The 26627-nt window shown below is 71.6% G+C and carries 15 protein-coding genes; 7 read left to right on the top strand and 8 right to left on the bottom strand.

Annotation, left to right across the window (positions count from 1 at the left end; all coding sequences use genetic code 11):
- Nucleotides 1-71: 71 nt before the first annotated feature.
- The 4 genes from C6Y14_RS01655 to C6Y14_RS01640 form a co-directional block, all read right to left on the bottom strand.
- Nucleotides 72-9626: a non-ribosomal peptide synthetase gene (locus C6Y14_RS01655; protein ID WP_107014603.1), complete on the bottom strand. Its 9555-nt coding sequence runs from the start codon at nucleotides 9624-9626 to the stop codon at nucleotides 72-74.
- Complete coding sequence (locus C6Y14_RS01650; RefSeq protein WP_225890888.1) at nucleotides 9626-13762, bottom strand: non-ribosomal peptide synthetase; 4137 nt, start codon at nucleotides 13760-13762, stop codon at nucleotides 9626-9628. The genes C6Y14_RS01655 and C6Y14_RS01650 overlap by 1 nt, the downstream gene beginning before the upstream one ends.
- Nucleotides 13763-14503: 741 nt before the next feature.
- A complete protein-coding gene (locus C6Y14_RS01645; protein ID WP_107014602.1) occupies nucleotides 14504-18076 on the bottom strand; it encodes a substrate-binding domain-containing protein in 3573 nt (1190 codons plus the stop codon).
- Between the two features lie 168 nt (nucleotides 18077-18244).
- Complete coding sequence (locus tag C6Y14_RS01640) at nucleotides 18245-19216, bottom strand: pectate lyase family protein (protein WP_107014601.1); 972 nt, start codon at nucleotides 19214-19216, stop codon at nucleotides 18245-18247.
- 320 nt (nucleotides 19217-19536) lie between these two features.
- Here C6Y14_RS01640 and C6Y14_RS01635 point away from each other — a divergent pair, with 320 nt between their 5' ends.
- From C6Y14_RS01635 to C6Y14_RS44425, 3 genes are all read left to right on the top strand, one after another.
- Complete coding sequence (locus C6Y14_RS01635) at nucleotides 19537-19974, top strand: hypothetical protein (RefSeq protein ID WP_199854590.1); 438 nt, start codon at nucleotides 19537-19539, stop codon at nucleotides 19972-19974.
- Nucleotides 19975-20064: 90 nt separating this feature from the next.
- Nucleotides 20065-20421, top strand: a complete 357-nt coding sequence (locus C6Y14_RS01630; RefSeq protein WP_107015130.1) for a PRC-barrel domain-containing protein — start codon at nucleotides 20065-20067, stop codon at nucleotides 20419-20421.
- 27 nt (nucleotides 20422-20448) lie between these two features.
- Nucleotides 20449-20619 (top strand): hypothetical protein, encoded by a 171-nt coding sequence (locus C6Y14_RS44425; protein WP_199854589.1) that lies wholly within the window; start codon nucleotides 20449-20451, stop codon nucleotides 20617-20619.
- Between the two features lie 107 nt (nucleotides 20620-20726).
- On the opposite strand, the gene C6Y14_RS01625 is transcribed toward C6Y14_RS44425, so the two are convergent.
- Complete coding sequence (locus tag C6Y14_RS01625) at nucleotides 20727-21176, bottom strand: spore-associated protein (protein WP_107014600.1); 450 nt, start codon at nucleotides 21174-21176, stop codon at nucleotides 20727-20729.
- A 67-nt stretch (nucleotides 21177-21243) separates the two neighbouring features.
- Between C6Y14_RS01625 and C6Y14_RS01620 the strand changes: the two genes are divergently transcribed.
- Both C6Y14_RS01620 and C6Y14_RS01615 read left to right on the top strand, forming a co-directional pair.
- The gene (locus tag C6Y14_RS01620) at nucleotides 21244-21423 is read left to right on the top strand and encodes a hypothetical protein (protein WP_404828700.1); all 180 of its coding nucleotides are present in this window, start codon (nucleotides 21244-21246) and stop codon (nucleotides 21421-21423) included.
- 120 nt (nucleotides 21424-21543) lie between these two features.
- The gene (locus C6Y14_RS01615) at nucleotides 21544-21819 is read left to right on the top strand and encodes a hypothetical protein (protein WP_107014599.1); all 276 of its coding nucleotides are present in this window, start codon (nucleotides 21544-21546) and stop codon (nucleotides 21817-21819) included.
- Between the two features lie 96 nt (nucleotides 21820-21915).
- On the opposite strand, the gene C6Y14_RS01610 is transcribed toward C6Y14_RS01615, so the two are convergent.
- Nucleotides 21916-22941 (bottom strand): CPBP family intramembrane glutamic endopeptidase, encoded by a 1026-nt coding sequence (locus C6Y14_RS01610; protein ID WP_107014598.1) that lies wholly within the window; start codon nucleotides 22939-22941, stop codon nucleotides 21916-21918.
- Between the two features lie 194 nt (nucleotides 22942-23135).
- Here C6Y14_RS01610 and C6Y14_RS01605 point away from each other — a divergent pair, with 194 nt between their 5' ends.
- On the top strand, nucleotides 23136-24380 hold the full coding sequence (locus C6Y14_RS01605) for a sensor histidine kinase (protein ID WP_225890830.1): 1245 nt from the start codon (nucleotides 23136-23138) through the stop codon (nucleotides 24378-24380).
- Between the two features lie 138 nt (nucleotides 24381-24518).
- Nucleotides 24519-25100, top strand: a complete 582-nt coding sequence (locus C6Y14_RS01600) for a hypothetical protein (protein ID WP_225890829.1) — start codon at nucleotides 24519-24521, stop codon at nucleotides 25098-25100.
- A gap of 491 nt (nucleotides 25101-25591) precedes the next feature.
- Here C6Y14_RS01600 and C6Y14_RS45470 read toward each other — a convergent pair whose 3' ends face one another.
- Together C6Y14_RS45470 and C6Y14_RS01595 are read right to left on the bottom strand one after the other, a co-directional pair.
- A complete protein-coding gene (locus C6Y14_RS45470; RefSeq protein WP_263973004.1) occupies nucleotides 25592-25720 on the bottom strand; it encodes an LPFR motif small protein in 129 nt (42 codons plus the stop codon).
- Nucleotides 25721-26301: 581 nt separating this feature from the next.
- The gene (locus C6Y14_RS01595) at nucleotides 26302-26613 is read right to left on the bottom strand and encodes a hypothetical protein (RefSeq protein ID WP_107014597.1); all 312 of its coding nucleotides are present in this window, start codon (nucleotides 26611-26613) and stop codon (nucleotides 26302-26304) included.
- Nucleotides 26614-26627: the final 14 nt, after the last annotated feature.

The following is a 26627-nucleotide window of genomic DNA, read 5'->3' as shown; positions in this document are numbered from 1 at the left end:
GTTGTTCGATGTTCCGAGGTGAGGGGTGGAGGAGGGGCAGGGGACGGTGGGCGGCGGCCGTCGGACGTGGCTCACCGGTCGGCGTCGATCGCGCGGGCTATGTCCTGTACGTGCCGTCCGGTGACGATCTCGTAGTGCGTGGCCTGTACGTGGTGAACCTGGGCGGGGTGGGCAAGCAGCGCCGTCCACTCCTCGGCGGCCGTCGGCTCGGGCGGGGCGAGCGGCAGGTCGGGCGTGATCTCGGTGGCCACCCACAGGGCACTGGGCGTGCGGGTCAGCCGGGGCGCGGTGTGGGCGGTCATCGCGGAGATGTTGGCCCGGCAGCAGTGGGCGAGCCGTTCGGCGTACGTCGTTCCCGTTGCCCTCGCCCCTGTCGTCCCTGTTGCCTCTGTTGCCCCTGGCAGTCCTGTCGCCGGGGACGCCGACTGGAGCTTGTTGCCGTGGAGTTCGTGCTCGAATACGGCACGCAGGGCGTCTTCATCGAGGCTGTCCGGGCTGTCTTGAGTTCCTGGTTGCGGCGCGGGCGGATCCAGGAGATACAGCCGTTCCACGGGCCGGCCCGCCGCTTCGGCGCTCGCGGCCATGGAGTGGGCGACCAGCGCGCCGAACGACCAGCCCGCGAGCCGCAGCCGGGTCCGCGGGTCGGGGAACCGGGCGCGCAGCGCGGCGAGATAGCGGTCCGCCCGCTCGGCGACCGACCAGTGCGGCAGGCCGGGATCGTGCAGAGCGGGGTCGGGGACGAGGCAGACCGTGGTGCGCGCGTCCAGGGCCGAGACCAGCGGCCGGTAGGCCTGGATGTCACCACCGACCGGGTGGATCACACACAGCACGTCGTCCTGGTCGTCGCCGGTCTGCCAGGTCTCGATGGTCACCGGGTCGTCGGCGGGTCCTTCCGCCTGCGCGGGTCGGCCGAGGCGGGCGAGGAGGTCGTTGACGCTCACCTGATGGCTGAGATGCGAGAGCTCGATGTCGACCCCGTACAGCCGCTTCACCTCGGAGAGCAGGTCGAGCAGGGTGAGGGAGTCCGCGCCCAGGTCGTACAGCGACGCTGCGGGGTCCAGCGTGTCCGTGCCGAGCAACTCCCGGGCCGCTTCCATGAGTTCGGTGGCGTCGGGTGGCGTCGCTGCCCCGACCGGTTCTTGGCTGACGTCCTCGGCGGGCTGTGCCTCGGGCTCGTAGAAGTACCGGGAGGCCTCCAGCGGCGTACTGGACACGAGCAGGTGCGGCAGCTGGAGTTCCATGGCGTCCGCGAAGACGCGCAGGCCTTCGGCGGTCGACAGGCCCGTCCGCAGGTGGGCCTGGTGGCGCGCGTCCGTGCCGAGCGCGTCGCGGGCCATGCCGGCGTCTCGCCACACGTCCCACCCGATGCCCAGGCGCACGGTCGCCGAGGCCTCGCCGCCGTGGTGGGCGAAGGCGTCGAGCACGCCGTTCGCAGCCGCGTAGTCGAACTGGCCGACCCCGCCGAACAGGGCGGACAGGGACGAGCAGTAGGCGGCATAGCGCGGTGCGTGGCGGGCGATCAGCCGCTCGGTGAGCAGGACGGCGTTCAGTTTCGCCCGGTCGGCGTCGCGCATGGTCTCGCTGTCGCGGCGGATCAGGAGGGCGCCGGACGCGCTGCCCGCGGCGTGCACGATGCCGTGGAGGCGGCCGGTGTGGGGTGCGCACCGTTCCACGATGTCGTCGAGTGACTCCTCGGCGAGATCGGCCGCCACGAGGGTGACACGGTCGGACCAGCGGGCGAGGGCGGGCGGCAGTTGGGCGCGGCGCGCGAGCAACACGACCCGCCCTTCGGTGTGTTCGAGCAGCCAGGTGGCGATTCCGGTACCGATGCCACCGGTGCCGCCGAGGACGAGGTGTGTGCCGTCGCCCTCCAGAAGCCCGGCACCCCGCATGAGCCCGGCGGAGCGCGTCGGCGGGCGCGGTACGGAACGGGCGACCGGCCGCCACCAATAGCCCTGGCGCAGGGCGGTACGGCGCTCCGGGGCGACCCTCGTGGAGGTCTCCGTGGAGGTCTCCGTGACGGTCCCGGTCGTCGCGTCCGCGAGAACGACCGGCAGCAGATGGGCCCAGTCGGACGGATCGGCACTCGGCAGGTCGATCCAGCGTGTGTCCAGGCCGAGTTCCTGCCGCGGTACCTCCACCGCCGCGGCCAGCAGGCCCAGTTCGGGGCGCGACACCTCGCCCGTCACCGGCTGCGTGCTGTGGGACAGCCACCACAGGCGCGGACGCGCGCCGGGCGGCAGGCTCGCCACGGCCTGGCACAGGGCGGCCGTGTGGTCGAGGCAGACCCGCCGGGCGTCCTCCAACGACCCTTCGCCGACCGGCCCTTCGACACCGAGAGGCAGCGCGTGCAGCCACTCGAATCCCTCGGGCGCGTCGTCTCCGACGTCCCGGAGCAGACGGGCCAGCGAGGCGGGATCGGCGGGGTCGACCTCGTACCGGTCGGTGCCGGACCGGGCGTACGCGGGACCGGTCGTGACGTGGACGACCCGGCTGTGGGCGGAGTGCAGTGCCTTCCAGTCGACCGGCGTCGAGGTGCCGTCGGTGACGACCACGACCGGGCGTCCCGACAGGGAACCGGTGTAGGGGACGGCCCGTCGCAGCCGCGCCCACTCGGTCTGGTGCAGCCACTCGTTCTCCGGCATCCGCACCGGTGGCGTGACTGCGGCGGCGTCGGCTGCCATGACGGACTGCTCGGGTCCCCGGGCGGCGCGCGGGAAATCGTAGTCGGTGAGGGCGAAGGCGGGGGGCGGGAAGTCCCAGGGCGGGGGAGCGGGGTGAGTGTCCGGCCGCGGGCCGGGGCTCGCGTCGACCGGATCCCGCCCCACGTCCGCGACGTCGCCCGCACCGGTCGCCGTATGCACCGAGCCGTCCGCGACCCTCCGCAGCCACGCCACGGCTGCCTCCGCGTCCGGGCAGTCGGCCGCGACCCGGTGCGTGCGCGTCGGCCGGCCGCTCCGCAGATGGCGCAGGACCTGGTCGTACGTCTGCGGAGCGGCGGCCAGATGGTCGGCGATGCGCCGGGCGTCCGTACGCAGGGACTGCTCGCTGCTGCCGGACAGCACCAGGCGGTCGGCGTGGACGCTCCCGCCGGGTCCCTCGGGCGTGCGCGCCGACGCAGGGGCCGAGTGCTGTTCCAGGATCAGATGCGCGTTGGTGCCGCCGATGCCGAAACTGCTGACCGCGGCCACGCGCGGACGGCCCGTCGGCCAGGGCTGGGCGCTCGTCGGGATGCGGAAGGGGCCCGGGTCGGCGCCGATCTCCGGGTTGAGGCGGCGGAAGTCGACGTTCGGCGGGATCACCCCGTGGTGGACGGCGAGTGCCGCGCGCACCAGGCCGACGACGCCCGCGGCGGCGCCCAGGTGACCGATCTGGCTCTTCACGGACGACAGGGCGCACGAGGCGGAGTCGGGCAGGTCGAGAGCCTGCCGCAGCGCGCCGACCTCCACCGGGTCGCCCAGCCGGGTCCCGGTGCCGTGCGCCTCGACGTACCCGAGGTCGGTGGCCGGGCGGCCGCTGCGGCGCAGCGCGGTCCGGATGACCTCCCGTTGTCCGGAGACGGAAGGCGCGCTGTAGCCGAGCTTCGACGCCCCGTCGTTGTTGAGGGCGGACCCGGTGACGACCGCGTACACGGTGTCGCCGTCGCGCTCGGCGAGGCTCAGCGGTTTGAGGACCACGACACCGACACCACTCGCGCCGACGGTCCCCGCGGCGTCGTCACTGAAGGGCCTGCAGTGGCCGTCGGGCGAGAAGATGTGCTGCGGCCGGTAGGTGTACCCGTCCGTCAGCAGCGTGTCGACCAGTACCCCGCCGGCCAGCATCACGTCGGCCTCGCCCTGCCGCAGCAGCCCCGCCGCGATGTGCACCCCCACGAGGGAGCTGGCACAGGCCGCCTGGACCGTGAAGGCAGGACCGGTCAGGTTCAGGTGGTACGCCGCCTTGGTGGCGAGGAAGTCCTTGTCGTGGTGGAGGGCCAGCCGGAAGCCGTCCGGGAGCGCGGCGGGGTCGGCCTCACGCAGCATGGACTGGAAGTACGTGTTCTCGCCGCAGCCCGCTATCAGGCCGACGCGGCTCTCGGCGGGGTCGGCGATGCCCGCGTGGGCGAGCGCTTCGACGCAGCTCATCAGCAGGTGCCGCTGCTGCGGGTCCATCAGCCGTGCTTCCTGCGGGCTGATGCCGAAGTGGTGCGGGTCGAAGGCCAGCAGACCGTCCATCTGGCTGCGGGCGCCCACGCGCCCCTCGGCGGCCGGGAAGTGCTCGATGCCGCGCTCTCCGGACTCGACCATCCGCCAGAACGACGCCAGGTCGGGGGCGCCGGGCAGTCGTACGGCCATCCCGACGACGGCGATCGGCTCGGCGTCCGCGCCGCTGTTCCGGTCGACCGGTTCACGCGCCGTAGCTGTAGTCGTAGTCGTAGCCGTGGACGCAGCGCCGGCGCCGGCGTCAGTGCCAACCGGGTCCGACGTGTCGAGGAACCGGCTCAGGCTGCGCACGGTGACGTGCTCGAAGAGGTCCGCGACCGTGAAGGACAGTCCCAGCTCGACACCGCACCGCAATTGGAAACGCATCAGGTCCAGGCTGCCCGCGCCCGCGTCGAAGAACCGCTGGTCCGGCAGCACCCTCTTGCCCGTCACCGTGGCGAACAGCTCGCACAGCCGGGTCTCCCGAGCGGACGCCACGGATCGCAGGGCCGATTCCGGTGCCCCGGAGCCCCGCCTCTCAGGCGGCAGCCCACTCCCCAGTTCACGCCCCTGGGTGGCGACCGCGCGGCGGTCGAGTTTGCCGCTCGGCGTGCGCGGCAACGCCTCCACTCTGCGGAACGTGCGGATGCGGGCGAAGGGCGGCAGCTCCCCGGCGAGATGCTCGTTGAGCCGGCCCGGATCGGGGTCGTCGCCGCGGCACTGCAGCAGCGCCACGAGGGAATCGCCGTCGAAGGACACCAGGGCACCGATGACCGACGGGTGCCGCAGCAGCGCGGCCTCCAGTTGCCCCAGTTCCAGCCGGTGACCGCTGAGCTTGATCTGGTCGTCGTCCCTGCCGTCGAAGTGCAGCAGTCCGGCGGCGTCGAAATGCGCCAGGTCGCCGCTGCGGTAGAACGTTCCGTGGCCGTGGCCGGGCAGTTCGGTGAATCGGGAGCGGTTGAGCTCCGCGTCTCCGAGATAGCAGGGCGAGGCCATCGGGCCGCCGATCAGCAGCCGGCCGACAGCTCCCGGCGGGAGCGGTTCGCCGCTGTCGTCGGTCACGCGAAGGACCGCGTTGGCCACCGGGCGTCCGATGGCCGGGCGGGTGGGCCACAGCATCGGGTCGCCGTCGAGGCACAGCCCGCTGACGACATGAGTCTCCGTGGGCCCGTAGTGATTGAACAGCCGGGCGTCCGTCAGACCGGCGAACCAGCGGCGGATGGCGTCGGTGCACAGCAGTTGCTCGCCGGCGGTGACCACCTCACGCAGCCGCGACGGGAAACGGCCCAGGTGGACGGCGTGCTCGGCCAGCAGCTGCAGCGCCACACAGGGCAGGAACAGCCGCTCGACACCGGCCTGTTCCAGCTGGTCGAGCAGGGCGGGCAGATCCTGCCGCCACTCGGGGCGCACGAGGTGCAGGCGCCCGCCCGAGCACAGCGTCGTGAAGACCTCCTGGAAGGAGACGTCGAAGGACAGCATGGAGAACTGCTGGGTGACCGCGGCCTCGCCGAGACCGCCCCCTTCGGTCTGCCAGTGCAGCAGGTTGCACAGCGTCAGGTCCGGTACGTCGACACCCTTGGGCGTGCCGGTGGAGCCGGAGGTGAACAGCGTGTAGAGCGGTCTCAGGCCCGCGTGCGGAACGGGTCGCGGCGCGGACGGCACGGCGGCGGCCAGATCGATCGGGTGCCGTGGCAGCTCGGGCGACGCGATCGCGGCCACGTCCTCCTCCGCGCCGACCGCGGTCAGGACGCACAAAGGGGCGGCGTCCCGCAGGACTCGGCGCAGCAGTGCGGGCGGGTAGGCGGGATCGAGCGGTACGACGGTCAGGTTGAGCTGCGCGGCGGCGAGGAGCGCCACGATGTGCTCGGCCGACGGCGTGAGATGCAGCGCGACCCGGGCGGGCGCCCCGGGATCGGAAGGCAGCGGCAGCCGGGCCGCCAACTCGGCTGCCAACGTCCGCGCGTGTGCGTCCAGTTGTGTGTACGTGAGCGTGTGATCGCCTGTGGTCAGGGCCGGTGCGTACGGAGTCCGGCGCACCTGCGCGGCGAAGCCCTCCGCCACGGTCGTGAACGCGGGAGTGCTCCGCGCCCCTCGTCCAGGATCGGGCAGCGCACGCCGGTAGGGCGCGACGAGGGCCGCCAGCGTGGGCTCGTCCTGCCCCTGGCTCCAGTCCTCGTCCTCGTCCGCGGCGGTCAGCAGGTCGATCGCCCGTACGAACAGTCGATGGGCGGACGCCACCACCTCGGCGTCGAAGCGCCCGGCCGCGTACTCCCACAGGCAGTCGAACCCGAAGTCCTGCTCGACGACGGACAGCGTGAGCGCGCACTTGGTGTCGATGGGCTGCGGCCAGGCGGGGCGCACCCGGCAGTCCGGCAACGACAGCGCGCCGAAGTCGGTGTTCTCCAGGACGAACATGAAGTCGAAGAGCGGGCCGCCACCGAAGTCGTGGTCGGTCAGCACATCGGCGAGCGTCACGTCCTGCCGGTCCAGGATCTGCTGCACCTCGGCGGCCTGCCGGCCGAGCTGCCCGCGCAGGCCGTCACCCGGCTGGAGCCGCAGCGGCAGCAGCACGGTGTTGGCGAACATACCGACGGTGGAGGCGAATTCGCCGACCGGACGGCCCGAGACGGGACTGGCCACGAGCGGACGGGTCTGGCCCGTCACGCCGTACAGGCTCCAGGAGAAGGCGGCCAGCAGGAGCTGGAAACGGGTGAGACCGAGTTCCGCGCCGAGCCGGTCGAGCCGGGAGCGCTGGACGAGGTCGAGGGACGCGGTCAGCAGCCGGGCCCCGGTGTCGGCTGTGTTCGTGACGGCGGACGTCAGCTGGGAAGGTTCCTGGGCCTGGGCCGCGTAGTGGCGACGCAGGCCCGAACGCTGCTCGTCGTAGAAGGGCTCCAGATGCCAACGCCGCTGCCACAGCGCGAAATCGAGCGGCGTGTGTCGGGTTCCCGCTTCCCCTTCTTGGAGTCCGGTTTCTTCGCGTTCGGCTGCCTCGCGTTCGGCTTCTTCGAGTCCGGCGGCTCGGGCGGTGAAGGTGGTGAGGTCGCGGAAGAGGACGTTCAGGGACCAGCCGTCGACAGCGATGTGGTGCAGGTGGAGCAGGAGGACCGGGCCGTGGGATGTGTGCAGCAGTCCCGCCCGCAGCATCCGCGCTTCGGCGAGATCGAAGGGTGCGGCGAAGAACCGCCGTGCCGCAGGCTCCCAGTCCTCACCGTCGAGGACGTCGGCCGGCTCCCAGGGATCGAAGGGGTCGCCGATCTCCTGGAGCAGCCCCTGCGGGGTGGAGCGGAAAGCCGTACGCAGGGCGGGGTGTGCGGCGACGAGACGGGTGAGCGCGGCGCGCAAGGCGTCCTCGTCGACGGTGCCCTGCAGGTGGAAGGCGAGCGGAACGTCGTAGGCGCGACTGTGCGGGTCGCTCCGGTCGAGGAGCCACAGACGCTGCTGCTCGGAGGTGGCCGGTGCGGAACGGCGTCCGCTCGGGTCCGGCACCGCGGGGTGCGGCGGCGCCGACTGGCCCGCGCCGGAGGAGCCGGAGGAGCCGGGAGAGCCGGGAGAGCCGGGGGAACCGGCGGTCCCGGAAGTGATGGCTTCCGTCAGCGCGGCGAAGTCCTCCCGCAGGACGACCGACTGCGGCAGCTCGACGTTCCAGCGGCGCCGGATCCGGAACCGCAGGCGCAGCGCCTTGAGCGAGTCGCCGCCCTGGGGAATCCAGCGGTCGTCGGGCCGCAGCTCCGACACCCCCAGCACGTTCCCGGCCATCTCCAGCACCTCGCGCTGCGCGTCCGTCACCTCGACGGCCGCGCCGCCGGTACGGCGCCACGCCGGCGTCGTCGAGCTCAGCAGGGCGGCGTCGTCGACCTTGCCGTTGGCGTTGCGTGGCAGGGCGTCCACGAGATGGGTGCGGTGCGGGCGCATGTACGGGGGCAGGGTGGCCGTCAGATGGCGTTCGTACTCCTCGTACGTCAGCTCGGCGCCCAGTACCAGATAGGCAAGCAGCTCATGGGCGCCGTCCACGTCGTGCCGGGTGCAGACCCGGGCCTGCCGGACAGCGGGGTGTGCGCCGAGCTGCTGCTCGACCTCTCCGGGCTCGATGCGGAAGCCGCGTACCTTCACCTGGCGGTCCGCCCGCCCGACGAAGGTGAACAGTCCCGTGGCGTCACGGCGTACGAGGTCGCCGGTGCGGTACCAGACGGCGCGGCCTTCGTCGTGCCACGGCAGCGGGGCGAAGCGGTGGGCGGTCTCCTCGGGCAGGTTGCGGTAGCCCGACGCCAACCCGGCCCCGGACAAGTAGAGTTCACCGATCTCGTCGGTCTCGGCGATCCGTGAGCCGTCGGCGACCAGCAGCGCCTCCGTGGCGGGCACGGGCCGGCCCACGGGAACGGTGTCGCCGTCGAAGTCGCGGGGCACGGGGTGGTGCAGGGCGAAGGTCGAGGACTCGGTGGGTCCGTAGGCGTTGACCAGGCATGTCGTGGTGCCGGGGTTGTCCCGGTACCAGCGTTTGAGGCGGGTGGCGTTGAGCTGTTCGCCGCCGATCAGGACGTGGCCGACGGAGTCGAAGCAGTGCGGCACGCTGTCGGTGACGGCGTTGAACAGGGCCGCGGTGACGAAGAGGGCGTCGATCCGCTCGTGCCGCAGGGTCTCGGCGAGCAGACCCGGGTTCTGGACTTGTCCGTCGCTCAGGACGACACACGTTCCGCCGGTCAGCAGCGGTACCCATACCTCGTAACTCAGTGCGTCGAAGGCCGGGTTGGAGATTCCGGCGTACCGTGCGCCCGCAGTGGGGGAGAGGAAACCGGGGTCGGCCAGACGCATGATTCCGGCGTCCTTGACCTCGACTCCCTTGGGGCGGCCCGTGGTGCCCGAGGTGTAGAAGAGGAACGACGTGGCGGCGTCCGTCGAGGGGGTGACCTCGTCGAAGGGCTCCGCGTCCGCTCGGGGGTCCTCGCCGAGGAGGTCGCCGAGGAGGTCGCCGACGTGCAGCAGGAAGCCGGGGCCCTCGCCGAGCCCGTCGTCCACCGCTCCGCCCGTGTCGTCGTGCACCAGGGCCACGGCGGCCGAGTCGTCGAGGATGTGGCGGCGGCGCTCGGCGGGGCTCTGCGCGTCGAGCGGGACCACGGTGGCTCCGGCGCGGCGGATGCCGAGCATGACGCACACCAGTCGCCAGGACCGCGGCAGGCGGACCGCGACGGCCTGCCCCGCACGGACTCCACGGGCTCGGAGGCCGCGTGCCACGCGAAGGGAGGCCCGGTCGAGGGCCGCGTAGTCGAGGCGGTGGTCCCCGTCGGCCACGGCGAGGGCATCGGGGGTCCGGCGTGCCTGGTCGAGTACGGCTTCGGCCAGCAGCGGACCGGACGCGAAGGAGCCGGACGCGGAGGAGCCGGGTGCAGCGGACCCGGACGCGAAGGAGCCGGGTGCAGCGGACCCGGACGCGAAGGAGCCGGACATCACGCCTCCTCGGCGACGATGGACACAGCGACGGAGACAGCGACGGGTGCGGCGGTGGCCGCGACGGAGAGCGCCGCGAGTTCGGCGGAGAGCACGGCCGCCACCTGCGGCGAGGTACCGCTCTCCAGCACCTCCCAGTGGTCGCAGTCGAGTAGTTCGAGCCGGAAGCCGTTCTCCGCGCGACGCCGCCAGAACTCGCGTACCTCGGGCAGGGACGCCGGGTCGGTGGTCGTACCGCCGACGGCCTGCATCAGGACCAGACGGGCCGTCGAAGGCGCCGGCAGGTGGTCGCGGGCCGTCAGGCGATTGTGGTTGTAGATCCGGAAGTACGTGTCGATCTGCTCGTCGTCGATCCCCGGATACATGCCGTTGAACATCACGAGCTTGTCCCGGAACTCCGCCAGGTCCACGGGCTCGGTCGCGATGGCCCGCACCTCGGGGTCCTCGGTGGCCTGGGTGTCCAGCAGCACCACACTCACGTCGGTGCGGCCGGCGTCCGCGAGTCGGCGGCCCATCTCGTGGGCGACGAGCCCGCCGTAGGAGAGACCGGTGAGGACGAGAGGACCGTCGCCGAAGGGCTCGACGAGCCGCAGATAGGCCTCGGCCATGGCCTCGACGTCGGGCAGGAATGCCTCGCCGGGATTGACTCCGGGGGACTGGATCCCGTACAGGCCGACGTCGGGGGGCAGTGTCCCGGCCAGGGGGAGGTAGCAGAACGCGGTGCCGCCCGCGGGGTGGACGCATACGACGTTTCCGCCGGTGCCGCCCTTGCGGAACTCGATGAGGTTGCTCGGTGGTGTCTCCGAACGGCCCCGGCGGACGAGGCCGCCGAGGCCCTCGATCGTCGGATGGAGCATGAGGTCGCGGACGGGAACCGTGGTGCCGAGCGCCGCGCGGATGCCGTGGGCCATCTTGATGGCCGACAGACTCGTGCCCCCGATGTCGAAGAAGCTGTCCCGGATGCCGAAGTCCGGGCCGAGGAGAATACCCCGCCATATCTGAAAGAGCGTCAACTCAATGTGGTCGCGGGGGCTTTGGGTGTTGACCTGGCCGGTCTCGGATTCGGCCGCCGCGCGCAGCAGGGCCGTACGGTCCACTTTCCCGCTCCGGTTCAGCGGCAGGACGGGGAGCTCGACGACCACCGCGGGGATCATGTAGTCCGGCAGCCGGTCCGCCAGGGCCGCGCGCCACTCGTGCGAAGGCCGGGCGGGCGCCTCGCCGACGGCCACCGCCGCCACCAGCCGGGGTTCGGCGCCGGCGTCCCGGTCGATCACCACGGCCGCCTCGCGCACCGGTGGCAGGGCGAGCAGCGCGGCCTCGATCTCGGCCGGTTCGATACGGAAGCCGCGCAGTTTCACCTGGTCGTCGACGCGCCCCACGTAGACGGCGTTGCCGTCGGGCAGATACCTGGCGAGGTCCCCCGTACGGTAGACGCGCTCACCGGGGACGAAGGGGTCCGGCAGGAAGCGCTCGTCGGTCAGGTCGGGTCGGTGCAGATAGCCGGCCGAGAGGCTCGCGCCGCCCAGGTGGACCTCTCCTGCGACACCGACCGGGACCGGCTCCATGTGCTCGTCGAGGAGGTACATGCGCGTGCCCGCGAGGGGCCGCCCGATGGGGCACTGCCGGTCGAGGGGCCGCGGGTCGTAGTACGCCGTGCTGTACAGCGTGGTCTCGGTCGGCCCGTAGCCGAAGCACACCTTGAGACCCGGGAGATGCTCACCCATGCGGTGCAGCGCGGACTCCGGAAGGGACTCCACACCGGTGAGCAACTGGCGCAGCGCGAGCCCGTCGAGCCGTTTGCCGGGCTCCTCGTCGATCCACCGGATGTAGGAGGGCGGCAGGAACGCCTGCACGATGCGGTGCTGTCGCATCCACTCCATCAGCTCCTCGGGGTCGCCACGCAACTCCTCCGGTACGAGATGGAGTTCGGCGCCCGTCGTCAGCGGCAGCAGCAACTCGTGGACCGAGGCGTCGAAGCCGATGCTCGACCAGGCGGAGGTGGCCTCTCCCGGTGTCGCGCCCATGCGGGCCGCCCAGTTGTCGAACAGGTTCAGGACGCTGCGCCGGGTGACGGCCACGCCCTTGGGGCGACCGGTCGAGCCGGACGTGTGGAGGACGTAGGCCACCTGCTCGTCGTCCGGGACCGGCGCGGGCGGGACATCGCTGTCCGCCGATGCCTCGACCGTCGGCAGATAGCGCCACTCGGCGGGCCTCTGCGCGCCGGGGAGGTCGCTCAGCACCAGGACGGGCGCCGCGTCCTCGACCATCGCGGCGAGCCGGGCGGGCGGCTGGGCCGGGTCGAGCGGCAGATAGGCGGCGCCCGACTTGAGGATGCCCAGGACGCCGACGACCAGTTCGACGGAGCGTCCGGTGTGCAGTCCGACGATGTCGCCGGGGCCGACGCCCTGGTCGGCGAGAGCACGGGCGAGGCGACCGGCCCGCCCGGCGAGGGTGGAGTAGTCGAGCCGTTCGTCGCCGCACACCAGCGCCGTCCGGGCGGGGCGGGCGGCGACCTGTTCGTCGAACCGCTCCACCAGCCCGTCCGCGCGGCGGTCCGGACGAGCCTCCGTGCCGGTGTCCGGACGAGGCTCCGCGCCGGTGTTCGGACGAGGCTCCGCGCGGGTGTCCGGGCGAGCCGTCGCGCTCCCGGCCCGGGGCGAGGGCTCGGCCGTGAGCGGCTGCCCGTTCGCGAACTCCGTGAGCAGCAGCCGCCGTTCCCGCTCGTCCATCAGCTTGAGTGTGCCCACGGGTGCCTCGGGCCGGGCCACCATGTCGGTGAGCAGGTGCTCCAGCTGACGTATGTACCGTCGCGCGGTGTCCTCGTCGAACAGCGCCGACGCGTAGTCCAGGTGGCCGACGATGCGGCCGTGCGACTCGGTCAGCGACAGCGCCAGTTCGAACTTCGCCGGTGCGTCCGGGATGTCGAGCGGGGTGACGTCCAGGCCGGACAGTTCGAGCAGTCCGTCCCGCTCGGGGACCCAGGCGACCATCGTCTGGAACAGCGGTGTGTGGGCGGCGCTGCGGACCGGGTTGACGAGCTCCACGATGTGCTCGAAGGGCAGGTTCTGGTGGCCGAGTGCCTCACGCAGGACACCTCCCACGTGCGCGAGGGCGTCACCGGCCGTCGCCGTACGGGAGAAGTCGGCACGCAGCGGCAACGTGTTCACGAAGAAGCCGATGACGTCCGACAGGTCCTCGTTGTGCCGCCGGCCTGCCGTGGGGGTGCCCACGACCACGTCGGGACGGCCGCTGAGCCGGGACATCAGCAGCGACCAGCCGGTCAGGACGGAGCCGAACAGCGTGCGTCCGCGCTGCCGTGCCAGAGCACGCAGGCCGGCGGTGAGGCCGGCGTCGAGGGCGAACTCCACCCGGCCGCCCCGCAGATCCTGCTGGGCGGGGCGCGGGCGGTCGGTGGGCGGGCCGGACAGCGGCGGGGCGTCGGCCAGCTGCCGCTGCCAGAAGTCGGCGTGCTCGGCGAACCCGCCCGCGAGGACCAGCTCCCGCTGGGCGCGCGCGTGGTCGGTGTACTGGAGGGGGAGCGGAGCCAGCGGCGCGGGCCGTCCGTCCAGCAAAGCCGCGTACAACGTGCCCAGTTCACTCGTCATCACGGTCATGGACCGGCCGTCGAAAATGGTGTGATGGACCGTCAGCAGAAGGACGTGGTGGTCCGCCGCCAGCGTGAGGAGACGGCCGCGGCAGAGGGGGCCGCGTGCCAGGTCGAACGGGGCCGAGGCCTCCTGGAGGCGCAATTCGTCGAGGTGTGCCGTGGAGTCGGGCAGTCCGGTGAGATCGTCCTCGGCGAGCGCGAATCCGATCTCCGGCGGATCGATGTGCTGGTACACCTCGCCGTCGACGGCCACGAGCCTGGTGCGCAGCGCCTGCTGGCGGACGACGAGCGCGTCGAGCGCGCGGCGCAGGACGGCCGTGTCGAGGGGGCCCCGGAGGGTGAAGGTGACGGGCTCGTTGTAGGCCTCGTTCCCGCCCGGGAGCTGAGCGAGGAACCACAGGCGCTGCTGGGCGAAGGAGGCCGGGGCGAGTTCGGTGGGGGACGAGGGCTTCCGCCGTGAGGAGTCGGCGGGGTGCTGTCGGGGAGACGGAACCTGGGGGGTGTACAGAGCCTGGGGGGTGTCATGCACGGACAAGGCTGGGTCTTCCCGTCGTCAGGGTTACTGGTTCCGAGAGTCACGCTGGGGGTTCGGCCGCCCGTGCGGCGGGCCGCCGAGGCTGCTCTACGTCCGGTTGCCGGGCGGAGCTGCGGAGTCGGGGCGGGCGGCGGATCGGTGTCTCCTGGAGGTGGGGGGTGTTGCGGCGGCGGGGTGTGCGGAGAGCGAGAACAATGGGGGGAGTCCGCGAGGTCCGGTGATTCGGCAATTCATTGCGACAACGTTGCCAGCCGATAACGACGGCGAGTTCATGCCTTCGTCGTGCGGCATTCTGCCCACCAGCTTTCTTGCTCACGGCGCCCCACGGGTGCGGAGACGTCGTCCGACTGGTGTACCGATTGGGAACACCTGGACGCACGGCGATAATTGATCAGCGGACCAGAGCCTGTCAACGGTCTCCGGGCGGGTGGAACCGAACGCCCGGAAACATACCTATGCGACCGGTTTTTCGCGAAGTGGGGGCGTTCTGACATGCAAAGATCGCCCTGTTTCGGCAGGTGTTCGCGGCGTGCACCACGAACCGAGCGGGAAGTCGACAACCGGCCCGACGGGCAAGAAACGTCCGCCGCCGCATAAACAAGCAAGGTTCATTCTTTAATGAGACTTGACGGACTGTGAGCGCTTGCTTCCGCAATATCCGCCGGGGATTCGACGGCGTTTCAGTGCCGTTTCGGCGCCGGTCGAGCACGCGCCGAGTGGGTCGTGAACGCCGGTTCAGTGATGGGCCGGGCCGGCGTGCACGTCCCGTACTCCCTCTCCGGAGGCGGTCTTTTCACGATAGTGGTGCGGGGCCGCGCCCGTGACCCGACGGAACACCCTGCTGAAGTACGCGCGGTCGCTGAAACCCACCGACCGGGCGACGCTCTGCACACTGTCGTTGCTCGACCGCAGGCGCTCCGCCGCCCGCCGGATCCGCAGCCGGGTCAGGTACTCCCACACCGTCAGGCCGTACCGCTGCTGGAAGAGCTTGCCGAGGTGGTCGGGGCTGACACCGGCGGCCTGCGCGACCTGCCAGCGGGAGATCGGCCGCCGCCAGTGCTCGTAGAGGAAGACCAGGGCCTCGTCGAGGACGTCCCTGGTGCGCGGCGGCAACCGGGAGTCATGGGCGGCCAGTTCGCGTACGAGCGCGGCGGCCTCCTGCGGCGCGAACACGTCCATGTCCAGCATGAGCAGCGCCGGGTGCTGACGTCCGCGCCGCGCGTCCGCCGCCGTCATGCCCTCGTGGTCGGCGATGACGACAGGGCACAGGGCCCGGCCCGAGCCGTCGTGCAGCCGGTCCACCACGTCCAGCGCCTGCAGATCGGGCAGCGCCCGCTCCAGCACCACCAGCCGCGGGGTCTCCTCCGCGACCAGCGCCAGCAGCGTCGTCGCGTCGGTCGAGACCCGCGCCGGATGGTCCGGCAGCGCCGACTCGGCCAGCCGCCGCAACGCCTCCCGGGACTCCTGCGAGCCGCCCGCCACGATCACCGGCTCGGCGAAACCGTTGGGCCGCAGCGCGCGCAGGGCCTGCGGCAGATCGGTGCCGTCGGCGCCGAACAGCACGAACGGCGTGTGCCGCAGCGCCGGATGGTCGTGCAGCCGCTGCACCGCCCGCCACTCCTGGGGCCGGTCCGGCAGCGCGTCCCACACGACGGCTCCGGGTGTGCGCCGCGCCACCGACGGCATGGGGTCGTGCGCGGTGTCGGGCCGGCACACCTCCAGACCGTGGCGGGCGGCGTGCGCGCGGATGTCGGCGCAGAGTTCGCCGGGAGTGACGACGAGCAGCGGGGCGTCGCCGGCGGCGGCCAGGTGCGCCTGTCCGTCGGGGGAGGGCAGGGCCAACTCCAGTACGTACTGGGCCCGGTCCGTCGCGTCGGAGACGGTCAGCGCCCCGCCGTGCATCATGGCCAGCCGCCGGGCCGTGGTCACCCCCACGTCCAGGAGGTGGCCGGGCTGCGCGATCGGCGTACGGGCGTCCGGGACGTCGACCGTGATCCGCACGCCTGCCGGGCCGAGGGCGGCCGCCACCTGGGGCGGTGTGTCCTTCGCGCGGGCCGCCGCCGAGATCAGCACGTTGTGCAGGATCTGCTGGAACCGCGTCTCGTCCACCCACACCGATGGCAGCCGCTCGGGCAGGCCGAGCCGCCACGCGCGGCCCGCGGGCAGCGCGGATGCCGCCGTCACGCACGCCCGCGCGAGCACGGGCAGCGGGTCCATGAGCCGCCTGGTCAGCAGGAGGTCACCGGCCTCCGACCGTGCCAGGTCCAGGAGGTTCTCCATGAGGTGCAACACGCGCGCGGCGTCCCGCCGGACCTCCAGGAGGGCCGCCGCGGGGTCACCGGACCGGTGCAGCATGGCCTCCACCGGAGTACGCAACTCGTCGCCGACATGGGTCAGCAGTCGCGTCTGGAACCTGCTTGCCTGTTCCGCCGCGTCCCGTGCGCGCCGCACCTCGTCGAAGAGCCCGATGCCCTTCAGCGCGGCACTGATCTGATCGCCCAGTTCCCGGTACAGGGCTCCGTCGGCCCCGTCGTGGTACGCCGCCCGCGCGGAGGTGGCCTCGAACACGGCGACGCCCAGATGCTCCTCGCCGATGTGCAGCGGTTCGAGGACCAGCGTGAAGCGGTCTGCGCCCGGCAACAGCGAGTCGGGCAGCAGCAGGGCGGGGGAGAACGCCGGGCTGCCGAGCGGCCCGGCGGGACCGGATTCCCGGCCTGCCTCTTGTGCCGCCTCCGCACGCGCGAGCAGGGGCCGCGCCATGCCCAGCGCCGCAGGACCGGAGGCGTCGGCGTCGCGCTCGTACAGGACGATCCGGCAGTGCGGGACGCCCGACTGACCCAGATGGCGCTCCAGTACGTCCGAAAGCCCCTCCAGGTCCACGACCGTGGTCAGCGCGGTCCCGAACTCCCGCAGCCTGCGCGCGCGTTGCGTCCCCGACCAGCGCTCGTACTCAAGGAGAGCACGCGACCGCTCCGCCACGACGAGCCGGGCCTGTCCGAACAGCACCTCACCGGCCCGGCGCAGTGGCTCCGGCAGCGTGTCGACGACCCCGCGGCGGGCGCTCTCCAACGCCTGGTGCCAGCGGTCGACTTCGGCCTGCGTTCCCGCGTTGCTGTGCAACAGCCGCTCGACGAGGGAGAGGAAACTCCCGGGCCGGGCACCGCCGTTCACCGTGCCACGGCTCCCGCTGCCGGTGCTCTCCGGCGGGTACGGGTCGCTGCCGGCGCGGGCGAGTTCGGCGCGGAAGGCCGCGGCCAGGCGGGCACCGCCGGACGGCAGCACGCCGTCCACGGCGTCCCAGCCCGCGGGGTGCCGCGCGGCGGCCGGTGCCGGGGCGACGAGCGGGGGCTGGTACGACGTCGGGTAGGGGCAGCCGCAGGAGCGCCGCGGCACCAGCGTGGCGGGGATGGTGGTGCGATCGGGCGGGCGGGTGCCGCGCAGCCGGGCGACGAGGGTGTCCACGGCGAGGGCGCCCAACTCCTCGAAGGGCAGCGCCACGGAGGTCAGGGGCGGGTCGCCGAGACGGGCTTCGGGGGAGTCGTTGAAGCCGACCACGGCCACGTCCTCCGGCACCCGGATGCCGCGTTCGGTGAGATGGCGCAGCGCCCCGGCGGCGAGGACGTCGCTGCAGGCGAGCACCACGTCGAAGTCGACACCTGGTGTCAGTCCGCGTGCCTCCAGCAGCACCTGCATCGCCGAGGCACCGGCCGACGCCGCGAAGTCGACGGCCGCGCCCACGTGTTCGTTGCGGATGCCGTGGTGGCGCAGCGCGTCGACACACGCGCGGTAGCGCTCCTCGGAGACCGGGTTGGCGAGCGGCCCGTGGATGCAGGCGGGCCGTCTGCGGCCGTGCTGGACGAGGTGGCCGACCAGTTTGCGCATGCCCGCGTGGGAGTCGATCGACAGCACGTCGGTCTGGTCGCTGAGCGGCTGGTTGAGGCTGATCAGCGGCAGATGGGCGAGCCGGCGCAGCAGTCGGCGGGCTCGGGGCCCGGCCGACGGCAGCCCCAGGGTCGAACTCCAGCAGACGACACCGTCGAGCCGGGCCGGGCCGACCAGTTCGTACAACTCGCTGCGGGCCACGTCACCGTGCCGGAGGTTCCCGCCGGGGAAACAGATCAGATTGACGTCGTTGCGCTCGGCGGCGGCGCGGGCCCCGGACCAGAGGGTCGCCCCCACCCCCAGATGGATGTTGGCGGTGAGCAGCCCGACGGTCAGGGGCCGGTTCGCCCCGGACGACGTACCGTCCACGGCATACGGACCGGCGTACGGACCGGTGTACGTCCCGGCGTACGGACCGGGGTCCATCGGCGCCCCCTCGCTAGGCCTCCGTCGGAAGCCCTGTAGGCCCGCTGGGTCCTGGGCAACGTAGGGGAGGCGGCAGCGCGGGGCAAGACCGGTGACACGTCGGTCACCGGTCCTGCCCCGTGCCGTGTGGTGCTGTGCGGAGGTCCTGGTGCGGTGTGGCAGTCGGGATCAGATCTTGCCGACACCCGCACCGGCGGTCACGGTCGCCTTGACGGTGGAGGCGGACTGCGCGGTGTAGCTGTACGGGATCGACGCCACGGAGCCGCCGGTCTGGCCGGCGCCCGAGTTCACCGAGTAGTTGTTCCTGGCCACGAGCGAGCCCGCGTCGGAGGAACCCTCACCGAGGTGGTAGGGGTCGTCGGTGTTCTCGAAGTAGTTGCCCTCGACGAGGACGCCCGCGTTCTCGGTGGACGCCACACCGTAGGAGCCGACGTTGCTGAAGTAGTTGTTCAGCACGTGGACCGGGTTGCCGAACCGTACGCGCGGGTTGCGCTGGTTGGTGCCCTCGAACCAGTTGTGGTCGTAGGTCACCTTCAGCTTGCCGGTGTCCTCGCTGGAGTTGTCGTCCGAGTGACCGAGCAGCATGTTCTTGTCCTGGTTGTGGGTGCGGTTCCAGGACACCGAGATGTTCGTCGAGGCACGCTTGATGTCGATGGCCCCGTCGTACGCGCCGGAGATGTCGTTGTGGTCGATGTGGACCCTCGTCGAGTACTGGACGTTGATGGCGTCGTCGTTGGACCCGGTGAACGTGAGGTTCTGGATGATCACATTGCTCACGCTCGCGATGTTCAGCCCGCTGCCGGTGATCTTACCGGCGGTGCCGACGCCGACGACGGTCTTGTTCGATGCGACCTTCGTCATCTCCGTCAGCGCGATGGTGCCGTTGACGCGGACGATCTGGGTCGCGCTGCTCTGCACAGCAGTCTTGAAGGCGGAGGCGTTGGTGACGGTCACCGTGGCTCCGCCGGCACCACCGGTGGTGCCGGCTCCGAAGCCGATGGGCGCGGCGGCAGCGGCGACCGCCGGCTCCAGCTGGGAGGCGGTGGAACTGCTCGCCGTGTTGGCTCCGATGACAGCCAGTGCGACGGCACTCGCGGCCGCGGCTCCGGTCAGGGTGAACCGTGCGCTCGTCCTGCGCATGTGGATCTCCGTCCGTGGGGTTTTGGAGAAGTGACGTGCCAGTGCGGGTGCTGCGCCGGGGCCGCGCGGTCGGCTCGCTGTGAGACTAGAGCGACGCATGTGGACAATGACGTGCCGTGTGTGGACTATTGCGTGCTGCTTACGCGTGCGGCTCATGCGTGCGGTTCACGTGTGATGCGCCGGCGGGCGACGAGGCGGGTGGGCCGGGTGAACGCGGCGGGGCGAGGCGCGGCGGGGCGAGGCGGGAGGAGGGGAGTCGCGAGCCGCCGTCCCTGGTAAATGACCGTGCCCATGGTGGACCGACCGCCTACGGTGCACCTGTGAAGAACGATCGCCGTCTCCGTCGTCTCGTCGTGGACGACACCACCTGGTACTGGACTCTGCGCCAGCGGGTGAGACCGGCCTACGAGGACTGCAGTCTGACGCTGTCCCTGTACTCCGAAGACAGACAGCACCGGGTGGCCCTGGTCTTCCGGCCGCGGCAGAACCGGATCATCTCGAACTGCTGCTTCCTCGCCGGATGCGTGGTGCGCATGCCGGACCAGGGCTGCCTCAACCTGTACGAGCCCGGCACCGTTCGCCTTCTCCTGGACCTGGTGCTGCCGACGCTGGATCTCTCCCTCACCGGGAAGGACATCGAAGTCGACGGATGGCCCTACTTCGACGTGGCCGTGGAACCGGCGTCGACGCCGACACTCGCGCATGTCGCTGTCCGTGGGGATGCTGCACACCCTCCGCAACCGTCAAAGTGCTGCTGAACCGCTTGTACCCGGTCGGGTCGCCGTGGTGTCAGAGGCGGTGGTGGGGGAACTCGTCGCAGATGAGTGGCTCAGGAGGTGAACATGGGCATGATCCACGCGGCCGATGTGCGTGAGTGGCGCAATCGCGATGTCATCGACCTCAAGGGGCACAAGATCGGCGTTCTCGAATCGATCTACGTGAACACCGCTACCGACGAGTCGGCCATGGCGACGGTCCGTATCGGGTTGCCCACTCGTCAGCGGCTGGCTTTCGTCCCGCTCGACGACGCGGTCCTCGGACCCGACTACGTGAGGGTGGCCTATGCCAAGGCCCTGGTGAAGAAGGCACCCTCGGTGGGCATGGACGACATCCTCCCCGCCGAGGAAGAGGAAGCGATCTTCCAGCACTACGACATGACCTATCAGACGGGCGCGAACGGGGAGCGGCAACTCGCGCGTCGTTGATCCCCTACTCAGTCCGAAGGTTCTGCCATGGCTCTCTTCCTGTTTCTCGTCCTGGTCGCCGTCGTGCTCGGAATCATCGGGGTGGCCGCGGAAGGGCTCGGCTACCTACTGGTGATCGGCGTCGTGGTCCTCGTGGCGGCCCTGGCTCTCACGGCAGTGCGCTGGTCCAGGCGCTCCAGCCGTCGCCCCATCCGCTGACGGCCACGAGCTGCCCTCGCCGGTGCCCATCGCGGAGGGGTTCGCCCGTACACACCCCCGCCCTGGCAGGACTCACCGAGTTCTGCCAGGGCGGACCGTTCCGGTGGTCAGCGGGTCGTGGTGACCCGGTGCTCCTTGAGAGCGGCACAGTTGGAGCCGGTCACCTGTACGTACACGTTGTTGATGTGGCCGCCCCAGTCCACACAGTGGCCCTTGCCGTACACGTACGCCGGTCCCGCGTACGACGTGTACCGGCCGTAGTCCTCGTCGGCCTCGCCGGTGTCGGGGACGTAGACCCAGGTGGACATGTCCACGGCCGTGCCCGGGTTCTTGCGGATGGTCGCGACGCAGTTCTCGCCGTTCGATGCGTTGTACGTCAGATACACCGTGCCCAGCGAGCCGACCGGAGCCGAGTTCACGGTCTTGTAGGCGCTCCCGCAGACCTTCTGAGCCGTGGTGTTGGGTGCGGCGGAGGCGGGCGCGGCCAGAGCGGTCGTGGTGCCCACGGACAGAGCGGCGAAGGCGACGACAGGCAGGACAGAGCGGTGGAATCGCATATTTCCCCCTTGTGATCTTTGCGGTCTGTTGTTCCTGCCTGGTGTGACACGCGAGGTATGGGAAGGGTTGTGCGCCACTTGGAAGAGATGTGGGAGAAACCCGGTCCGTCGACCCGATCCGGGACGGCTGGCCCGCTGCCTCACCACCTTCGGCTACGGCATCGCCGTACAGGCCGCGAGCGGTGTCGGCCGGGACGAACTGCAGGAGATGGCCGACGCCGCCCTGCGCAACTGGCCACCCCTGTGAGACCCGCCCACGTCCGGCACGGCGTCCACCAGGTGACGGCGTCCGACACGGCGCCCGTCAAGGCCGGGGCTTCCTCGCAGCCGGGGTCCGTTGTCAGTGGCAGGTGGAAAGCTGAACGGCGTGAATGGCGACGAGCAGCTGCTGCGCGGCCGGATATACGGCCATGACCACGACGACCCCGATCCGGGCCCCCGCCCGGGCCGCTCCTACGCCGTCCTGGTCGGCGGTCCCCTGGACGGCCTGCTTCTGGACGTCACCGACTGGACACCGGACCAGATCGCCGAGGGTGCCGCCCTGTCCACCGAACTCGGCCGCTTCGGCCCCGGCGGCAGAGCGTTGTACGACCCACGCCCGACCGACCCGAACCACTTCGACTGGTCGGGCGACAGCCCGTGACTCCGACAGCCCCTGACTCCGACAGCCCCTGACTCCGGCAGGCCCGGAGAGGCTGGTCCGGCTCGACGTGCACGACCTGCTCGGGGTCACCGGCACTCAGAAAGTCGTCGGATCCACGACCCGCTGAGCGCGTACGGAATTCGGGTCCTGGTTCTGGTCCGGATCCGGGTTCTGGTCCGGATCCGGGGTGTCGAGGGAACGGGCGCGGCGACGGTCGAGCCACAGCACCACCGTGGCGAAGACGACGATCACCGTGATGTCGAGGGCCGCAAGTTGCCACGGCAGGTCGGCCGCGGTCTCGTCGGAGTCGAGTCCGCCGACGAAGGCCGCGGCCAGTGCGAACGACATCAGGTTGTTCACCGCGTGCAGCGCGACGGCCGCTTCGAGACCGCCGGTACGCACCGTCAGCCATCCGGCCAGCACCCCGAAGACGACAAGGTCGGCGAACCCCGCAGGCGTGCCCCAGCCGTGAGCGGCCGCGAAGAGCACCGCCTGCGGCAGCACCGCGATCCACGGCGAACGGAAGAGGCCGCCCACCGCCTGCAGCAGCCAGCCCCGGAAGACGTACTCCTCCGCCGCCGCCTGGAGCGGCACCAGCATCATGAGCATGGCGAGCGCGGGCAGATACCGGTCCAGGCCGACCCAGACGTCGCCGCTCGTGCCCGCCGTCCCGTCATCGACCGGTACGAGCATCATGGCGCCCATTCCCGCCGCCACGACAGGCAACGCGATCAGCACGCACTGCCCCAGCCGGCGCCCGCGCAGCCGACCCTCGACGGAGGAGACCGTCCCCGCCGGGCGGCGCCCCACCCAGCGCACCGCCAGCAGCACCACGGGGATGGCCAGAGCCAGGTACGTGAGGTCCAGAGCGGTGTTCAGCGTGGGGCCGAAGTCGATGGCTTCATCGGCGTCCTCGGGATATCCACGGGCGCTGCCCACCCCGTAGGCCACGACATCCACCACCATGAACAGCAGGAGCCACATGCCGATCACCGTCACGGCACCGATCAGTGGGCGCCACCAGCGGTGTCTGCCGGTCACATGGGCCAGCCGGTGGTAGGGCAGGGGTTCGCCGGTGCCGGGAACTCCGGCCGGGCCGGAAGGGGTTGTCAAGAAGGTCATGGCGCAAGTCTTCCGTCGGCCCGCCGCCGTCGCGTCGGCCTGAGGCAGGAACGGGGACTCTGTCTCCCGACAGAGGCGCGCTTCCTGCGCACGGCGTACGAGACGTTCCGCCGACGAACGGCCCCGGCTGTCACCCGGGGATGTACACCCGCAGGCCGATGACCGCGCAGCACGGGCGCGCCTATGCTCGCGTCATGTCAGCGCATCCCGGGCATCCCGGTCAACCGCCGCTGCTCAAGCGCCTGTCGCCCGGCCGCTGGACGGCGGTCGTCTGGGGCGGGGCCATGGGTTTCGCGTGCGTCGACGAGTTCTTCGTCCTGCCGGGCGATTACGTCCACGACGACCAGGTCGTCCCCGGCTTCGATCTGACGTATGTGAGCGGCCCGATCCTGCTGGGTGCCGCCGTTCTCGTGCTGACCGCCTGTCGGCTCCTGAGCGCTCGTCCGCTCGCGGCCTACGCGCTCCTGCTGCTCGGCTCGGTCCTCGGGGCGACACTGCTCGGCCAGGCCGCCGAGTTTCCGCTGGTGCAGTTCCTGGCGCCGGACGTCGCCCTGTACTTCGTCGCGGCCACCGCGCCGCGCCGCACCTCGGGCCGCGCGGCGGGGATGGCACTCACCGTACTGGTGATCCCGTTGGTGGTACGGCTGTCCGGGGGCGGCAGCATCAACACCGCGGCGCAACTGGCCGTGGCCCTCACGGTGCTCGTCGCCTGGCTCCTCGGCAACTCCGCCCGCCAGTCGCGGCGCCATGCCGAGCAGTCCAGGGCGCAGGCCGCCGTCCAGGCCACCACCGCCGAACGCCTGCGCATAGCCCGCGAGTTGCACGACGTCGTCGCGCACACCATCGGCATCGTCGCCCTGCAGGCGGGAGCCGCCAGGCGGGTCATCGACACGCAGCCGGCCCGGGCCAGGGAGGCCCTCGGCGAGGTGGAGAACGCGGCCCGGGAGACCTTGTCCGGACTGCGCAGGATGCTCGGCGCGCTGCGCCGGGCGGACGCCCACGATGCTCCGCCGCATGCGGCACCGAGCTTGTCGGACGTCGAGGGGCTGGCCGCGGCCACCACGGCGGCGGGAGTGCGGGTCGTCGTGCAGTGGCACGGCCGTCGGCGGCCTCTGCCGCCGGACATCGACCTGTCGGCGTACCGCATAGTCCAGGAGTCGGTCACCAACGTGGTGCGACACGCGGGCGCCCGCTCGTGCCTGGTCCGGGTCGACCACCAGGACGCGGAGCTGACCCTGGAGATCACCGACACCGGCCGTGGGCCGGGCGGCGGGGGAGCCCGCGCCGGTTACGGCCTCGTCGGCATGCGGGAGCGAGTCGCCCTGCTGCAGGGGCAGTTCACCGCTGGGGCGCGCCCGGAAGGCGGCTTCCGGGTCGCGGCCCGACTGCCGCTGCCCCGGTCGGCACCCTACGAGAAACCGACGCCGGTCGCGTCGTGACCGGGGGCATGCCCGTCCGTCCGTGTCGTACGAGCGAGCCGACGACCAGCCGTTGTCAGTGGTGGTCTCTAGGCTGCTGGACATGACTTACAACTGGGCGCGAGCGTGTCGGCAGACTCCGGTGTGGGGGAGGTCGTAGTGGTGCGCAGGCCGGTCGAGGGCGAAGTGCACGTGCACTACGGCCAGATCTATGTCGAGAGCGACCCGGACAGTTTCGGCCCGGGTCTGGCGGAGGCGTTCGCGGGGCAGACGTCAGGGTTGTGCGGAGCCGCGATCCCCGGCGCGCTGTGGCTGACGACCGGTCTGCACACCGGATCGGTCGGCTTCACCGTCGAAGTGCACGACGAGGCTCCGCCGGTGGATGCGGTGTGGGAGGAGGTCGTGGAGGTCTCCTTCCGTCCGGTGTCCGGGCGGAGCTCCCTCACGGAGTGGGCGGGGCAGGACAGCTGGGAACTGGATCTGGCCGAGATCGACTACCGGGTGCGCCATTGCGGCCGGGGCATGGATCCGGCGCGGCGGCAGGACACCCGACTGGCCGAGGAGCCGCAGGTGGACTCCTACCTCCTGCAGTTGTGGCCCGCTCCGCCCGCCCCGGACCGGGTGATCCGGCAGACGGCGGAGATCGCCGCGTACTGGCACGACTACGCCCGTCAGCAGTCGGCGCGTCCTGCTCCCGAGCCGCGTGCCGGGGCTGAGCGCCAGGTTCGTGAGGCGCGGTAGCAGACCGAGTGGCGGCGGCTGCTCGCGGGCGCAGTTCCCCGCGCCCCTTGGCGGCGGGGCTGCGCCTCGGCCTTGCGTTTCGGCTGCGGGTTCGGTGGGGGTTGTTCGCGCCGTTCCTCGCGCCCCTGGAAGGTGGGGCTGCGCCTCGGCTTGGCGGTTTGGCTGCGGGTTCGGTGGGGGTTGTTCGCGCCGTTCCCCGCGCCCCTCGAAAGCGGGGCTGCGCCCCGGCTTTTGGTGGTACACGCGCTGGATGTGGCCGGGCCCGAACGGCAGCGCGGTGCGCGTGTGCCACGGTCGGTCTCGACCAGCTGGGTCGGTTCGTGGCGGCGCTCACGGCTCTGGCCGTGCGGTGTCCGCTGCCGCCGCCCTTCGGTATCGGTTTTCCGAGGGGCGCGGATACGGCCGTGGCATGCGCATGCCCGGCTGGACGGGGTTCCAGCCGGGCACGGGCTTGCGGGGGAGGGCCGGTGCGTTGCCGCGCGACCCGCCGGTCAGTGGTGTCCGTGGGCGGAGCTCGACGCGCCGCCGAACAGCCGTGCCACGGCCCGGAAAGGCAGGGTGACGACGGTGGCGATGGCTCCGCCGATGGAGCGAAGAACATCTGCGATTGCCTTCAACACGGTGGTCCTCCGTACTCATGGGCGCAGTGCGCCGGGTCTGGCTTGCCGCTGTACGGCCGATCATCGAACGGGTGCCCGGTGATCGGCCGAGGAAACCGACCCCGCCTGCGGACACACAGCCGTGCGCCGGTGCCGGACGAGTCGTGGGACCGTGGTCCACGCCGAGGGCTTGCGTGCCCCGGGCAGTGGCCGACCGGCGAGGCCGGCCGGAGCCGCATCGCCGACTACGCGGCTCCGGCCTTCGTCCTCCAGGCGCGCCCAGAGAGGCAACTCCCGCCATCTCGCACCGCCGGGAGGGCGCGTCGCGCGAGGTCCGAGCCGGGGGGAAATCCTCGATCCTCGCGCCTTCCGGCCGTCGCCGCGCACTCGCGCGTCAGCGGCCGGCCACGACCAGCGTCCCACCATGGGCGCGACATGTCCGCACACCGGACCGGTACATTCGCCGGCCCGGCGCTCACCACGGCTTTCCCGCGCAAAAATCCGCCCGTCGGACGTGGACACCCGCCCGGGCCGTGTCGTCACATTCCCGCCTGCCGGGCGACGCCTGGCACGCTCCCCCAGCCGCCAGGTGACGACAGGACCTAGCGGTCACCGCTGTCCGGCGCGGAGATCGTGTCGGCGAGCACGAGCAGGTCGCCGTCGGCGGCTGTTTCGGCGACGCTGTGCCCGAGCCGCAGCAGGAGCCCCGACACGGCGACCTTCACGATCACCCTTATGCTGTCGTGGCTCGATACACAGCCGCCGCCCCGCTCACGAGCCAGCGCGGCGAATTCGTCCGAGGCCGTCCAGCTGACCAGGGCGCCGGCCGAGACCTCGGTCACCCGCAGTCCGGGGACACCGACCTCCGTGTCGCCCAGTACCTGGAAGCCGGCCTGAATCAGGGCGAATCTCACTTGCGCGGCGAGAT

This window comes from Streptomyces dioscori, from assembly GCF_003024195.1.
Lineage (GTDB): Bacteria > Actinomycetota > Actinomycetes > Streptomycetales > Streptomycetaceae > Streptomyces > Streptomyces dioscori.
Note: the sequence above shows the minus strand (reverse complement) of the source record. Positions and strands in the feature narration are given on the sequence as shown.